Source organism: Mesorhizobium sp. M1396, assembly GCF_040317725.1.
GTDB lineage: Bacteria > Pseudomonadota > Alphaproteobacteria > Rhizobiales > Rhizobiaceae > Mesorhizobium.
Map to the genome: position 1 here is coordinate 58,568 of NZ_JAMYLA010000009.1, position 12,997 is coordinate 71,564.

Genomic DNA, 12,997 nt, shown 5'->3' on the forward strand with positions numbered 1-12,997 from the left:
TAACCCCGACGGGACTCTGCGTCCGGACAATCGACCAGTCAATGATTATCACGCAGACGCTGGCTCATTCAAAGGGCCGGAATATCGCCCCTCGCCCAGCCCTCGGTCATTTCCGCGCCGCGCGTCTCGAAGGAGCCGGCCCCAATAGCGGCACGGATGTCCTGCATAAGCCTTTGATAATACGATAGATTGTTCCAGGTCAGAAGCATGGCGCCGAGCGCCTCCTGCGAGCGCACGAGATGGTGCAGATAGGCGCGTGAATAGTCCCGCGCGGCCGGGCAGTCGCTTTCCTCGTCGAGCGGGCGCGGATCGTCGGCATGGCGGGCGTTGCGCAGATTGACCTTGCCGCGCCTGGTATAGGCAAGGCCATGCCGGCCGGCTCGCGTCGGCATCACGCAATCGAACATGTCGATGCCGCGCGCCACCGATTTCAGGATATCGTCGGGCGTGCCGACGCCCATGAGGTAGCGCGGCTTGTCATCAGGCAGTTCCGGACAGGTGATGTCGAGCATCTCGAGCATCACCGCTTGCGGCTCGCCGACGGCTAGGCCGCCGACGGCGTAGCCTTTCAGCTCCAGCGCGCTCAACGCCTGCGCCGACCGCACCCGCAGTGCCGCGTTGTCGCCACCCTGCACGATACCGAACATCGCCTTGCCTAGCTGATCGCCGAACGCAGTCTTGCAGCGCTCGGCCCAGCGCAGCGACAGTTCCATGGCCCGCTCGATCTCCTTCATCCCGGCCGGCAGCGCCGTGCATTCGTCGAGCTGCATCTGGATGTCGGAATCGAGCAAGCCCTGGATCTCGATCGAGCGCTCCGGTGACATCTCATAGGCGGCGCCGTCGATATGCGAGCGGAAGGTGACGCCTTTTTCGGTCAGCTTTCTCAGCTTCGACAGCGACATCACCTGAAAACCGCCGCTGTCGGTCAAGATCGGATAAGGCCAGCGGGCGAACTCGTGCAAGCCGCCGAGCCGCGCCACGCGCTCGGCGCCGGGCCGCAGCATCAGATGGTAGGTGTTGCCCAGGATGATGTCGGCGCCGACGCCGCGCACCTGGTCCATGTACATGGTCTTGACGGTGCCGCCGGTGCCGACCGGCATGAAGGCCGGCGTGCGGATTGCACCGCGCGGCATGTCGATCACGCCGTGCCGCGCCTTGCCGTCAGTCGCCAGAACCTTGAAGCTGAACGGCTTAGCCATTGAATTCCTTGTCATGGACCGGGGCGTCCGGAGCCTGCTTGTCGAGCGACTGGCGGTAGTGGATGCAGCCACGCATGAATTTTGGCCAAGGCGGCACGGCGATCGCCGGTTCGGTCTTCTCCGGCAAGAGATCCCACAGATCGGGGTGATGCCAGCACAGATCGTGGCCGGTGGCATCGCGATGCTGGCGAATACCGGCGCGCAGTTTTTTCACCTCCGCGATCAGGGCATCGCGGTCCAGGTTCTTGAGATCATCATCCATCGCTCGTCTCCGCTCGATAAAGCAGGCTTGAGTCGCCATAGGAATAGAATCTGTAGCGGTTCTCGATCGCATGCGCATAGGCCGCGCGCATCGTCTCGAGGCCGCTGAAGGCTGAAACCAGCATGAACAGCGTCGAGCGCGGCAGATGGAAATTGGTCATCAGCATGTCGGCGGTGCGAAAGCGATAGCCGGGCGTGATGAAGATGTCGGTTGGGCCGGACCAGGCAACCAGGGTGCCGTCCTCGCGCGCGGCACTTTCCAGCAGGCGCAGCGAGGTCGTGCCGACGGTGACGATGCGTCCGCCCCTCGCCTTCACCGCGTTCAACGCGTCCGCGGTTTCCGCGCTGACCGAACCGGTCTCGGCATGCATCTTGTGGTCGGTGGTGTCATCCGCCTTCACTGGCAGGAACGTACCGGCGCCGACATGCAAGGTGACGAAGCGGCGTTCGATGCCCTTGGCGTCAAGCGCTGCAAAAAGCTCCGGCGTGAAATGCAGGCCCGCTGTCGGTGCCGCGACGGCGCCTTCCTCGCGGGCATAGATGGTCTGGTAGTCGGCCCGGTCGCGTTCGTCGTCGTCGCGCTTCGAGGCGATATAGGGCGGCAGCGGAATGTGGCCGACCGCGTGCAGTGCCTCGTCGAGGAAAGGCCCTGACAGGTCGAAGCCAAGCAGCGCCTCACCGCCCTCGCCTTTCTCGATCACGGTTGCGTCAAGCTGGCCGAGGAAACACGAATTGCCGTCATGGCCGAAATGGATGCGATCGCCGGCGGCAATGCGCTTGCCCGGCCGCATGAAGGCCAGCCAGCGGTCCGGTGCCATGCGCATATGCAGCGTGGCCTCGACCTGAGCCTGTGCCTCGCCGCGCCGCCTGAAGCCTTTGAGCTGCGCCGGAATGACCTTGGTGTCGTTGAACACCAGCACGTCACCGGCCCTGAGCAAGGATGGCAGGTCGCCAACCCTGCGGTCGTCGAGCCCTTCGCCCGGTTTGATCACCAGCATCTTGGCGCTGTCGCGCGGCTCCGCCGGACGAAGCGCGATGCACTCCTCCGGCAAATCGAAATCAAAGAGGTCGACGCGCATCAGTAGAGCCGGACGAGCAGCGCTCCGGCCAGCAGCAGCACCGCGCCGGCAACGCGGCCGAGCGAGATTTCACGCACCGCGACGCCGAGGAAGCCGACGCGGTCGATGAGCATGCCGGCCAGCAACTGGCCGGCCACCAGAAACGCCATCAGCGCGGCGGCGCCGATGCGCGGCGTCAGGATCGTCGACAACGTCACATAGAAGCCGCCGAGCATTCCGCCCGCGACGAACAGCCAGGGCGCCGGCGCTTTCCAGTCGAGCGAGATGCCCTGCAGCTTCACCACCGCGACGGAGATGACGCCCAGCACGATCGCGCCCGACAGGAACGAAAACGCCGCCGCCGCGACCGGAAGACCGAGATCGCGCGCCAATTGCGAATTGATTGGTGCCTGAATGGCAATGAAAGCGCCGGACAGGATGCCGAGAAGCGACCAGACGACGCCCATCATTGTCGTTTACCCTTACTTGACGTCGGCCGCGACCTTCAGCGACACGATCTTGTCGGGATCCTGCACCGGCTCGCCGCGCTTGATCTTGTCGACATTGTCCATGCCTTCGATGACCTGGCCCCAGACCGTGTACTGGCGGTTGAGGAAGGCGGCATCGTCGAAGCAGATGAAGAACTGTGAATTGGCCGAGTTCGGATTCTGCGAACGGGCCATCGAGCAGGTTCCGCGGCCATGGTTGGCGTTGGAGAATTCGGCCTTCAGGTCCGGCTTTTCCGAGCCGCCCATGCCAGCCCGGGACGGCGCAAATGTGGGCTTGCTGGAATTGCCGAACTTGACGTCACCGGTCTGCGCCATGAAGCCCTCGATGACGCGGTGGAAAACCACGCCGTCATAGGCGCCTTCGCGGGCCAGTTCCTTGATGCGGGCGACATGGCCGGGCGCCAGGTCGGGGAAAAGTTCTATGACCACCTTGCCCTTGGTCGTTTCCATGATGAGCGCGTTCTCGCGGTCCTTGATTTCGGCCATGTCAGATATCCTTTTGAGAAAACAGAGTTATTTGACAACTTTACTTGTCTGCGGCGATGCGCACTTTGATCATCCGGTCTGGATCGGTGACCGTGCCGTTGTCCGCCTGGTCGCCCTTCTTGATGTGATCCACCAACTCCATGCCGCTGACGACATTGCCGACGATGGTGTACTGGCCATCGAGCGGCGGCGCCGGCGCGAACATGATGAAGAACTGCGAATTGGCGGAGTTGGGGTCCTGCGAGCGGGCCATGCCGACCACGCCGCGCTTATAGCGTTCGGTCTGCGAGAATTCGGCCGGCAGGTCGGGCAGATCGGAACCGCCGGTGCCGACGGCCTCGGCGCTGAAACCCTTCTTCATGTTGCCGAACTTGACGTCGCCGGTCTGCGCCATGAAGCCGTCGATGACGCGGTGGAAGGCGACATTGTCATAGGCGCCCTGGCGCACCAGAGTCTTGATCTGGGCGACATGCTTGGGCGCGAGGTCGGGCCTCAGCGCAATGGTGACGTCGCCGTCCTTCAGCGTGATGATCATGGTGTTTTCCGGCTCGGCGGCAAAAGCCGAGACCGATGCGGTCACAAGACCGGCAAGCACGACGAGGAACGAGGCGAGCTTTTTCAGCTGCATGGTTTTCTCCGAGAACTTATTTTGCGAATTTGGCGGTGAGCGCACCGGCAACCGCCGCCGGCACGAAGGGGCGGATGTCGCCTCCCATCGAGGCAATCTGGCGGACAAGTGTGGCGGTAATGGTGCGCACGGAGGGGCTGGCGGGCAGAAAAACCGTCTGCAGTTCAGGCGCCATGGTCTCGTTCATGCCGGCCATCTGCATCTCGTAGTCGAGGTCGGTGCCGTCGCGCAGGCCGCGGATCATGATCGAGGCGCCTTGCTTCCTGGCCGCGTCGATGACCAGACCGTCGAAGGCGACGACCTTGATGCGGGCACCTTCACGCCCGAATTCCGCTTTCGTAGCGATCTCGATCAATTGCACCCGCTCCTCGAAGGAAAACAGCGGCTGTTTGCCTGGGTGGATGCCGATCGCCGCATAAACGATGTCGGCCACGGCCAGCGACGCCTTCAGCACGTCGAGATGGCCGTTGGTCAGCGGGTCGAAGGAGCCGGCATAGAGGGCGATGCGTTCAGTCATGGCAGGTGCTTCTAATGCATGATCCCAAAAAGTGGAAACCGGTTTTTGGAAAAGATCATGCTCAAATGAAAGCTAGAGCCTGTTCCATCTTCCGTCCATCAAGATGGAACAGGCTCTAGCGAGCCTCTCTCGCAAAGGCAAATCCGATCGGGGTGCCGGCCGTGAACCTTTTCCGGCGCATGAACGACAGATGAACACGCTAATCACGAAGCCTTCACGCAGCGTTCACTAGGTTGCAGCTTAATAAGATGAAACCAAAATCCCATCTATCCGTTGTTAGGCGCAGGAGAACACGCACATGCTGATCTACATGCTCGCCACCGCAATGACCGTCGCCATGCTGATCGCCACCGTATTTGGGCTGCATCGGGAGGCACAACGCATTCGCGCCAAGGCCAACACCAAGCGCTTCGAAGGCTTCGGCCCCCGCAAGCCCTATAGTCACTACTAAGTCAGTCTGAACCTGCCGCCGCGCCGGCTGATGGCCGGCGTTGCCATGTCAAAACCTGGATGCCGTGCTTACTCCGCACCCTCCGGACCGGCGTCAGCCGCCGGAGCGGCTTCAGCACCGCCCTCGACGGTCTCTTCGCTTTCTTCGTCCGATTGCGGTTCCGAGATCCGCTCGACCGAAACCACCTTTTCACCTTCAGCCGTGTTGAAGATGGTCACGCCCTTGGTGGCGCGGCTGGCGAAACGGATGCCGTTGACCGGCACCCGGATGACAGTGCCGCCATCCGACACCAGCATGATCTGGTCGTCATTGCCGACCGGGAACGTCGCCACCAGCCGGCCGATCTCGGCCACCTTCGACACGTCGGTGGCGCGAATGCCCTTGCCGCCGCGCCCGGTCAGGCGAAAATCGTAGGACGACGAGCGCTTGCCGTAGCCATATTCGGTCACCGTCAGCACGTACTGCTCATGTGCCTTGAGGAATTCGTAGCGTTCGTCGGAAAGCTCCGTCTCCTCGCCGACCTCTTCATTGGTCAGCGCGATCTCTTCCTCTTCGCCGGCAGCGATCCCGGCGGCAAGCCGCCGTTCGGCCGCCGCCCGCTTGAGATAGGCCGCGCGCTCGGCTGGCGGCGCATCGACATTCTCGATCACCGACATCGAGATGATGCGGTCGGTCTCGGCCATGGTTATGCCGCGCACGCCGACAGAATTGCGGCTCTGGAAGACGCGTACGTCGCCGACCGAGAAGCGGATGCACTGACCTGAACTGGCGGTCAGGAGCACGTCGTCATTGTCGGTGCAGGTCTCGACGCCGAGGATCTCGTCGCCTTCTTCCTCCAGCTTCATGGCGATCTTGCCGTTGCGGTTGACCTGGACGAAGTCGGACAGCTTGTTGCGGCGCACGGTGCCGCGCGTGGTGGCGAACATCACGTCGAGCTCGCCCCAGCTGGTCTCGTCCTCGGGCAGCGGCATGATGGTGGTGATGCGCTCGCCCTGCTCCAGCGGCAGCATGTTGATCAGCGCCTTGCCGCGTGACTGCGGATTGCCGATCGGCAGCCGCCAGACCTTTTCCTTGTAGACGATGCCGCGCGAGGAGAAGAACAGCACCGGCGTATGCGTGTTGGCCACGAACAGCCGGGTGACGAAATCCTCTTCCTTGGTCGACATGCCGGAGCGGCCCTTGCCGCCGCGGCGCTGCGCCCGGTAGAGCGACAGCGGCACGCGCTTGATGTAGCCGGAATGGCTCACCGTCACGACCATGTCCTCGCGCTGGATCAGGTCCTCGTCTTCCATGTCCGAACCGCCTTCGGAGAGCTCGGTGCGGCGCGGCGTGCCGAACTCGTCGCGCACGGCGGCAAGCTCGTCCTTGACGATCTGCTGGACACGCGCACGGGAAGACAAAATGTCCAGATAATCAATGATTTCGGCGCCGATCGTGTTCAACTCGTCGGCGATTTCGTCGCGGCCGAGCGCGGTCAGGCGCTGCAGGCGCAGTTCGAGGATGGCGCGCGCCTGCTCCTCGGACAGGTTGTAGGTGCCGTCCTCGTTGATGCGATGGCGCGGATCGTCGATCAACAGGATCAGCGATTCGACATCGCCGGATGGCCAGCGCCGCTCCATCAACTGCTCGCGCGCCGTCTGCGGATCCGGCGCGGTGCGGATCAGCTTGATGACCTCGTCGATGTTGGCGACGGCTATGGCGAGACCGACCAGCACATGGGCACGGTCGCGCGCCTTGCGCAGCAGGAATTTCGTCCGCCGGGTGATCACCTCCTCGCGGAAGGCGACGAACGCCTTCAGCATGTCGGTCAGGTTCATCACCTCCGGCTTGCCGCCGTTCAGCGCCACCATATTGGCGCCGAAAGAGGTCTGTAGCGGTGTAAAGCGATAAAGCTGATTGAGGATGACGTCGGCGACTGCGTCGCGCTTCAGCTCGATGACGACGCGGTAGCCCTGGCGGTCGCTCTCGTCGCGGATGTCGGAAATGCCCTCGATGCGCTTGTCGCGCACCAGCTCGGCCATCTTCTCGATCATCGACGATTTGTTCACCTGGTAGGGAACTTCGGTGATGATGATCGACTCTCGGTCATTGCCGCGCTGTTCGATGTTGACCTTGCCGCGCATGACAATAGAGCCGCGGCCGGTCGAGTAGGCGCTGTAGATGCCGGAACGGCCAAGCACGATGCCGCCGGTCGGGAAATCCGGTCCCGGAATGATCTCCATCAGCGCAGGCAGGTCGATCGCCGGATTGTCGATGAGGGCGATCGCGCCGTTGCAGATTTCGCTGAGATTGTGCGGCGGGATGTTGGTCGCCATGCCAACGGCGATGCCGCCCGAGCCATTGACCAGAAGGTTGGGGAACCGTGCCGGCAAAACCTTGGGTTCACTGCCCGACGCATCATAAGTGTCTTGGAAATCGACGGTATCCTTGTCGATATCCTCCAAGAGCTCGTGCGCGACCTTGGTCAGCCGCGCTTCCGTGTAGCGCATCGCCGCCGGCGGATCGCCGTCGATGGAGCCGAAATTGCCCTGTCCGTCGATCAGCGGCACGCGCAGCGACCAGTCCTGCGCCATGCGCACCAAGGCGTCATAGATGGAAGCGTCGCCATGCGGATGGTATTTACCCATCACGTCGGCGACCGGACGCGCCGATTTCACATATTTGCGGTTCCAGTGGTAGCCGCTCTCATGGGCGGCGAAGAGAATGCGGCGATGCACCGGCTTCAGGCCGTCGCGCACGTCGGGCAGCGCACGGCTGACGATCACGCTCATGGCGTAATCAAGATAGGAGCGCTGCATCTCTTCGACGATGGATATCGGCTCGATGCCGGTGGGGCCGCCGTCGGCGCCGCGCGGTGTTTTCTGGTCGGTCAAATCGGATCACAATCTAATCAGGAATCACTCGGTGCTTATATAGGAAGCAAGGCTGAAACTCCAACATGCCAGGCACTTTTCCAGTGTCATTTTTGATGGTAATTTCAAAAGGATACCACTGATTGCGACGATATGGCCAAGGCGGTTTCGCCGCCTTCGACGCAAAAGCCCGTAATGGACGTTTTTCCCTGAACGAAAGCCGCGAGTGCGATGGATCGGACCCTGTTGCCGCCCTTGCGAGCACCTGAACCGATTCACGCGACGCGAACGCCCATCGCGCCACGGCGGGCGCGATATTGGCCCGGCGTTTCGCCCATGATACGCCGAAACCGGCGGTTGAATGTCGACAGATCGTTGAAGCCGGCCTCGAAGGCGATCGCCGAGACCGCCTCATCCGACATGTGCAGTCGCACCGCTGCCCTGTGCAGCCGCGTCTTGAGCAGGAATTGATAGGGGGTCATGCCCGCGACCTGCCGGAAGATGCGCAGGAAATGATACGGACTGGTCGCAGTTTCATCCGCAAGAGCTGAAAGCGGGACTGGCCCGTCGGCATCCAGCTCTATCCGCCGCACGGCCTCGGCAACCCGCTTCTGGTCGCGACGGCTCGGCGCGCGCCTGACATGCGTCGGGCTGGAGACCGTTGCCACGGCGGCACCCGCAATGCGCAGCCCGAGTTCCTCGAAGGCGTCGATGTCGGCCGTCTCGCGAGCGGTTTCCGCCTCGGCGAGCAAGGACGCCAAGGCCGGCAAAGGTGGCAGGCGTGGCACCTCAAAGGCCAGCTTCCTGGCGCCCGGCACGCCAGCCACGATCCTTTCCATGTAGGACGGCCCGAAATGAAACGACAGGCAACGGTCGCCGCTGCCATGTTCATGCCCGCATTCGTAACATGTGCCGGGATTGCCGAGCAGGAGGGCGCCGGGCGCCAGCATCGCCGTGCCTTGTTGCGCGCGGTAGCGGAACGTGCCGTTGGTGACGGCGGCGACGCAGAAATCCTGATGTGCTTCCTCGAACGGCCGGTCGCCGGCGCCGGCCGTGCAGATCACATCCGTCACGTGCCAGCCGGGGCCGGATGCAAGCGTATGCATTGTCGCTGTCATGGCCGAAATATAGCAATTTTTCCCAAGCCCAGAACCCTGTCACCGCCTACCCTTCTCGGTCTCCTGACAAGAAGAGAGCTGAATCATGTTCGACCAATCCTCGTTTGCCGAAGCCTTGCACAGTTCCGGACCAGCAGAAGGGCTTGCCGAAAAACTGAACCTTTACGGCCGATTCGTCGGCGCCTGGATGTTCGATGCCTCGCGCCATCTCGAGGACGGCACGGTGCTGACCGGGCGTGGCGAGGTGCATTTCGGCTGGGTGCTGGAGGGCCGGGCGATCCAGGACGTCTGGATCCTGCCCGCGCGTGATGCCGGCCCCTCGCCCTCGCTCGGCACCTGGACCTTCTACGGCACGACACTGCGTGTCTATGATCCCGGCGCGGATGCCTGGCACATCTTCTGGAGCGATCCGCGCAACCAGTATTTCAGCCGCCAGCTCGGCCGCGCCGAGGGCGACACGATCGTGCAAGTCGGCGCCGATGGCACCGGGTCCTCGGTGCGCTGGAGTTTTTCGCGCATCACCGAAAATTCCTTCCGCTGGCTCGGCGAGCGTTCGCACGATAATGGCGCGACATGGCGGCTGGAAGTCGAGTTCCTGGCACAGCGGGCGGTTCGATGATCGAGGAATGCAGCCGCTCGAAATGAAAGCCTCGCGAACCTTCGCGCTCATGCTTTCAAAAGTTGAATGCCCGAAACTGTTCCCACCGACCGGGCTTTGCTCTACCAATGCCATGGTACGGGCCCTGCCCGGCGGGAGGGGTCAGAGATGCCGAGCTTCGACAGCCTGTTCAACGCCTTCGTCACCATTCTCGTGACCATCGATCCGCCCGGGCTGGCGCCGCTGTTCCTCGCCGTGACACGAGGCATGAACCGCGACGAGCGCCAGCAGGTGTCCGTCCGCGCCTCGATCATCGGCTTCCTGGTGATGGCGCTGTTTGCGGTTGCCGGCGCCTCGATCCTGTCGGTGTTCGGCATCACATTGCCGGCCTTCCGCGTCGCCGGTGGCTTCCTGCTGTTCTTCATCGCCTTCGAAATGGTGTTCGAGCGCCGGCAGGACCGCAAGGAGAAGATCGGCGACGTCGCCATCACCAAGGACATGATCCACAACATCGCTGCCTTCCCGCTGGCGATCCCGCTGATCGCCGGGCCCGGCGCGATTTCGGCGACGGTGCTGCTCTCCGGTTCCTTTCAGGGATTTGCCGCGCAGGCGGCCCTGGTCGGCATCATCTTCGCCTGCCTCGCCATCACCTATCTGGTGTTCGTGCTGTCGGAACGCATCGACCGCATCCTCGGCCAGACCGGGCGCTCGATCCTGACCCGGCTGCTCGGCGTTATCCTGGCGGCACTGGCCGTGCAGTTCGTCGCCGACGGCATCAAGGCGCTGATGGCGGGGTGAACGGCAGTGCCTACTGCCTTCCGCCTAATTCACGGCCGCATCGATCACTTCGAAGTCGTGAGTGATCGCAGCGGTCTTGGCCAGCATCGCCGAAGCCGAGCAATATTTTTCGATCGAAAGGTCGATTGCCCGCTTGACCTTGTCGCTGGACAGCGCCCGGCCCTTGACCACGAAATGCATGTGGATGCGCGTGAACACTTTTGGCTCGGTTTCCGCCCGGTCGGCGTCGAGTTCGACCACGCAATCCTCGACCGCTTCGCGGCCCTTTTCTAGAATATGGACGACATCATAGGCCGAACAGCCGCCGGTCCCGATCAGCACCAGTTCCATCGGGCTCGGGCCCGGCGTCTTGCCTTCCGGTCCGGGCGCGGTTCCGAACACGACCTTGTGGCCACTGCCGGACTCACCGACGAAGGTGCGCTCCTCGACCCACTTTACGCGTGCTTTCACCTGACATTTCCTTCCAATTTTGCGGTCATCCGCCTCTAAAACCGAAGAGGATCACGGCCCGGCTCGCGCGACGCCAAAGACGACGTCGTGCACGACCCTGCCCGGCAACAGCGTGAAGATGCCGGCGCCGGCCAATGCAAAGACATACAGCGCGATCATCGCCTTGCGATCCTGGCGATGCAGTGATTGTGAGCATGCCACAGCGGCACGGTGACCAGCACCAGGATCGACAGGAAATGGATCGGACTGAGGGGCCGATGAGCCGGATCTGATGAATCCAGAAACTCGAGTCGGCGATGACCAGCATCAGCGCGGCCCACACATAGCCCGCGATGCGATGGCTCGGCGTTCCCTTCGGCAATGCCAACTGCGTTGGCCCTATCGCCAGTGCGGCGAAGGCCGCAAAGGCATGCCAGGGTATAGGAGAGGGTGCGGCAAGCAGCGGGTCCTGCGACATTGTCCCCTCTCCGGTGACTGCCCCTCAATACGATCGATTGTCCTCAGAACGGGATTTCGTCGTCCAGTTCGCGCGACGAACCGCCACCGCCGCCACTCTTGGCACCACCGCCGCCGCCGCGATTGAAGCCTTCGCTCGGGCTGGACTGGCCGAAATCGGAACCACGGCTGCTGCCACCGGCATTGCCTCCGATCTGGCCGCCCTCACCCTGTCCGCGTGCGTCGAGCATCTGCAGCTCGCCCCGGAATTTCTGCAGCACGACTTCCGTCGTGTACTTGTCGGCGCCGGTCTGGTCCTGCCATTTGCGCGTCTGCAGCTGGCCCTCGACATAGACCTTCATGCCCTTCTTCAGATACTGCTCCGCCACCTTGGCGATGCCCTCATTGAAGATGACGACGTTGTGCCACTCGGTTTTTTCCTTGCGCTCGCCGGAATTCTTGTCGCGCCAGCTTTCCGACGTCGCGATGCGGATGTTGACGACCGGCTCGCCCGAGTTCAGGCGGCGGATTTCAGGGTCCGCACCGAGATTACCGACCAGAATGACCTTGTTGACGCTACCCGCCATGATATTTCTCCGCTCATCCAAAACCAATTTTTGTCGCAGCACCTTACAGGCTGCGGGCGTCGGCCGCCTGCTAAGGCTGGCTTTTCCCACAAGGTTTTTGTTCCCTTTTCGTTCTTATCCGCACTGCCGCTTATTGTCAAGGAATGGCAGCATCGCCGGAGCCCACATATGGGTTTGAAAAGAACGCTTGCCAAATCGATAAGTATCCACTTATGCTTTTGTCATGATCGAAGCAGAGATTTTCCGGGCCCTGGCCGACCCGACGCGCCGCGCCGTCTTTGAGCGGCTCGCCGCTGGTGAAATGACGGTATCGGAATTGCGCACCGGCATGATGGTGTCGCAACCGGCGGTGTCACAGCATCTGGCGGTGCTGCGCGGCGCCGGCCTGGTGGTCGAGCGACGTGCCGGCCGCAATGCTTTTTACCGCGCCGATCCGCAGGGGCTCGCCCCCTTGCTCTCCTGGATCGAACGCTACCGGACCTTCTGGCCGGAACGCATCGAAAGATTGAAGGCGGTTTTGAAGGACATGGACCAATGACGAACGTTCGATCGATGAAAGCCGACCAAAACCATCGCGAGATCTCTCCCGATGCGATCGAGTTCGAGTACGACCTTGCCGAGCCGCCGGAAAAGGTGTGGCGGGCCCTGACCGTGCCGGAGCTGCTCGCCGCATGGATGATGCCGAACGACATCAGGCCGGAGACCGGCAATCGTTTTGCCTTCGTCGGGCCGGATGCAGCGATCGAATGCGAAATCCTCGACGCCGAGCCGGAGAAGCTGCTGCGCTATTCCTGGCGGGAGCAGCCAGGCGACGCCGCGCGGCAGGATCGCCTCGACGGCCCGTTGGACAGCATTGTCACCTTCACACTTGCCCGAACCGTTTCCGGCGGCACCCATCTGCGCATCGTCCATGACGGCTTCGCCCGCAAGGCAATGCCCGCTGTCGCCATGGCGTGCGCTAGCTGCCGGCTTTCGCTCGACGCCAACGGTACACGCAAGCCGATCGCCGCAAACACGCTTCGCCGCTTGCTGCGCGCAGCCTGAACAAGG

16 protein-coding genes and 1 pseudogene are annotated in these 12,997 nt (G+C 62.7%); 5 read left to right on the plus strand and 12 right to left on the minus strand.

Annotation, left to right across the window (positions count from 1 at the left end):
- Positions 1 to 68 precede the first annotated feature (68 nt).
- The 7 genes from tgt to coaD all read right to left on the minus strand — a co-directional run bounded on the left by tgt (position 69) and on the right by coaD (position 4,658).
- The gene (tgt, locus tag NKH02_RS07915) at positions 69 to 1,199 is read right to left on the minus strand and encodes a tRNA guanosine(34) transglycosylase Tgt (protein WP_352877713.1); all 1,131 of its coding nucleotides are present in this window, start codon (positions 1,197 to 1,199) and stop codon (positions 69 to 71) included.
- On the minus strand, positions 1,192 to 1,461 hold the full coding sequence (locus NKH02_RS07920) for a hypothetical protein (protein WP_352877716.1): 270 nt from the start codon (positions 1,459 to 1,461) through the stop codon (positions 1,192 to 1,194). Before NKH02_RS07920 ends, tgt begins: the two co-directional genes overlap by 8 nt.
- Positions 1,454 to 2,539 carry a tRNA preQ1(34) S-adenosylmethionine ribosyltransferase-isomerase QueA gene (gene queA / locus NKH02_RS07925; protein WP_352877719.1) on the minus strand — a complete coding sequence of 362 codons (1,086 nt, stop codon included), beginning with the start codon at positions 2,537 to 2,539 and terminating at the stop codon, positions 1,454 to 1,456. The genes NKH02_RS07920 and queA overlap by 8 nt, the downstream gene beginning before the upstream one ends.
- Positions 2,539 to 2,988, minus strand: a complete 450-nt coding sequence (locus NKH02_RS07930) for a DMT family transporter (RefSeq protein ID WP_352871748.1) — start codon at positions 2,986 to 2,988, stop codon at positions 2,539 to 2,541. The genes queA and NKH02_RS07930 overlap by 1 nt, the downstream gene beginning before the upstream one ends.
- Positions 2,989 to 3,000: 12 nt before the next feature.
- Positions 3,001 to 3,513 (minus strand): peptidylprolyl isomerase, encoded by a 513-nt coding sequence (locus NKH02_RS07935; RefSeq protein ID WP_109669164.1) that lies wholly within the window; start codon positions 3,511 to 3,513, stop codon positions 3,001 to 3,003.
- Positions 3,514 to 3,553: 40 nt separating this feature from the next.
- Entirely contained in the window at positions 3,554 to 4,048 is a 495-nt protein-coding gene (locus NKH02_RS07940; protein WP_352969084.1) for a peptidylprolyl isomerase, read from the minus strand.
- A gap of 109 nt (positions 4,049 to 4,157) precedes the next feature.
- On the minus strand, positions 4,158 to 4,658 hold the full coding sequence (coaD, locus tag NKH02_RS07945; RefSeq protein WP_352871745.1) for a pantetheine-phosphate adenylyltransferase: 501 nt from the start codon (positions 4,656 to 4,658) through the stop codon (positions 4,158 to 4,160).
- A gap of 298 nt (positions 4,659 to 4,956) precedes the next feature.
- Between coaD and NKH02_RS07950 the strand changes: the two genes are divergently transcribed.
- Positions 4,957 to 5,109, plus strand: a complete 153-nt coding sequence (locus NKH02_RS07950; protein WP_352877721.1) for a hypothetical protein — start codon at positions 4,957 to 4,959, stop codon at positions 5,107 to 5,109.
- Positions 5,110 to 5,177: 68 nt separating this feature from the next.
- Here NKH02_RS07950 and gyrA read toward each other — a convergent pair whose 3' ends face one another.
- The gene (gyrA, locus tag NKH02_RS07955; RefSeq protein ID WP_352877723.1) at positions 5,178 to 7,982 is read right to left on the minus strand and encodes a DNA gyrase subunit A; all 2,805 of its coding nucleotides are present in this window, start codon (positions 7,980 to 7,982) and stop codon (positions 5,178 to 5,180) included.
- Between the two features lie 254 nt (positions 7,983 to 8,236).
- Positions 8,237 to 9,079 (minus strand): helix-turn-helix transcriptional regulator, encoded by an 843-nt coding sequence (locus NKH02_RS07960; protein ID WP_352877725.1) that lies wholly within the window; start codon positions 9,077 to 9,079, stop codon positions 8,237 to 8,239.
- Between the two features lie 85 nt (positions 9,080 to 9,164).
- On the opposite strand from NKH02_RS07960, the gene NKH02_RS07965 reads away from it, so the two are divergent.
- Positions 9,165 to 9,698, plus strand: a complete 534-nt coding sequence (locus NKH02_RS07965; RefSeq protein WP_352877727.1) for a hypothetical protein — start codon at positions 9,165 to 9,167, stop codon at positions 9,696 to 9,698.
- A 147-nt stretch (positions 9,699 to 9,845) separates the two neighbouring features.
- Positions 9,846 to 10,475 carry a MarC family protein gene (locus NKH02_RS07970; RefSeq protein ID WP_352877729.1) on the plus strand — a complete coding sequence of 210 codons (630 nt, stop codon included), beginning with the start codon at positions 9,846 to 9,848 and terminating at the stop codon, positions 10,473 to 10,475.
- 24 nt (positions 10,476 to 10,499) lie between these two features.
- Here NKH02_RS07970 and NKH02_RS07975 read toward each other — a convergent pair whose 3' ends face one another.
- The 3 genes and pseudogenes from NKH02_RS07975 to NKH02_RS07980 form a co-directional block, all read right to left on the minus strand.
- Positions 10,500 to 10,925 (minus strand): OsmC family protein, encoded by a 426-nt coding sequence (locus NKH02_RS07975; RefSeq protein ID WP_352877732.1) that lies wholly within the window; start codon positions 10,923 to 10,925, stop codon positions 10,500 to 10,502.
- 310 nt (positions 10,926 to 11,235) lie between these two features.
- Positions 11,236 to 11,382 (minus strand): annotated as a pseudogene (locus tag NKH02_RS34535) (DUF2306 domain-containing protein); the annotation flags it as partial.
- A 43-nt stretch (positions 11,383 to 11,425) separates the two neighbouring features.
- Positions 11,426 to 11,947, minus strand: a complete 522-nt coding sequence (locus tag NKH02_RS07980) for a single-stranded DNA-binding protein (RefSeq protein ID WP_352877735.1) — start codon at positions 11,945 to 11,947, stop codon at positions 11,426 to 11,428.
- A 223-nt stretch (positions 11,948 to 12,170) separates the two neighbouring features.
- Here NKH02_RS07980 and NKH02_RS07985 point away from each other — a divergent pair, with 223 nt between their 5' ends.
- Together NKH02_RS07985 and NKH02_RS07990 are read left to right on the plus strand one after the other, a co-directional pair.
- Positions 12,171 to 12,485, plus strand: a complete 315-nt coding sequence (locus NKH02_RS07985; protein WP_352877737.1) for an ArsR/SmtB family transcription factor — start codon at positions 12,171 to 12,173, stop codon at positions 12,483 to 12,485.
- On the plus strand, positions 12,482 to 12,991 hold the full coding sequence (locus NKH02_RS07990) for an SRPBCC family protein (protein ID WP_352877739.1): 510 nt from the start codon (positions 12,482 to 12,484) through the stop codon (positions 12,989 to 12,991). The genes NKH02_RS07985 and NKH02_RS07990 overlap by 4 nt, the downstream gene beginning before the upstream one ends.
- Positions 12,992 to 12,997: the final 6 nt, after the last annotated feature.

What these genes read in the sequence shown, in the direction of transcription:
- tgt (WP_352877713.1), bottom strand. Translation starts at nt 1,199, where the DNA reads ATGGCTAAGCCGTTCAGCTTCAAGGTTCTGGCGACTGACGGCAAGGCG.
- NKH02_RS07920 (WP_352877716.1), bottom strand. Translation starts at nt 1,461, where the DNA reads ATGGATGATGATCTCAAGAACCTGGACCGCGATGCCCTGATCGCGGAG.
- queA (WP_352877719.1), bottom strand. Translation starts at nt 2,539, where the DNA reads ATGCGCGTCGACCTCTTTGATTTCGATTTGCCGGAGGAGTGCATCGCG.
- NKH02_RS07930 (WP_352871748.1), bottom strand. Translation starts at nt 2,988, where the DNA reads ATGATGGGCGTCGTCTGGTCGCTTCTCGGCATCCTGTCCGGCGCTTTC.
- NKH02_RS07935 (WP_109669164.1), bottom strand. Translation starts at nt 3,513, where the DNA reads ATGGCCGAAATCAAGGACCGCGAGAACGCGCTCATCATGGAAACGACC.
- NKH02_RS07940 (WP_352969084.1), bottom strand. Translation starts at nt 4,048, where the DNA reads ATGATCATCACGCTGAAGGACGGCGACGTCACCATTGCGCTGAGGCCC.
- coaD (WP_352871745.1), bottom strand. Translation starts at nt 4,658, where the DNA reads ATGACTGAACGCATCGCCCTCTATGCCGGCTCCTTCGACCCGCTGACC.
- NKH02_RS07950 (WP_352877721.1), top strand. Translation starts at nt 4,957, where the DNA reads ATGCTGATCTACATGCTCGCCACCGCAATGACCGTCGCCATGCTGATC.
- NKH02_RS07960 (WP_352877725.1), bottom strand. Translation starts at nt 9,079, where the DNA reads ATGACAGCGACAATGCATACGCTTGCATCCGGCCCCGGCTGGCACGTG.
- NKH02_RS07965 (WP_352877727.1), top strand. Translation starts at nt 9,165, where the DNA reads ATGTTCGACCAATCCTCGTTTGCCGAAGCCTTGCACAGTTCCGGACCA.
- NKH02_RS07970 (WP_352877729.1), top strand. Translation starts at nt 9,846, where the DNA reads ATGCCGAGCTTCGACAGCCTGTTCAACGCCTTCGTCACCATTCTCGTG.
- NKH02_RS07980 (WP_352877735.1), bottom strand. Translation starts at nt 11,947, where the DNA reads ATGGCGGGTAGCGTCAACAAGGTCATTCTGGTCGGTAATCTCGGTGCG.
- NKH02_RS07985 (WP_352877737.1), top strand. Translation starts at nt 12,171, where the DNA reads ATGATCGAAGCAGAGATTTTCCGGGCCCTGGCCGACCCGACGCGCCGC.
- NKH02_RS07990 (WP_352877739.1), top strand. Translation starts at nt 12,482, where the DNA reads ATGACGAACGTTCGATCGATGAAAGCCGACCAAAACCATCGCGAGATC.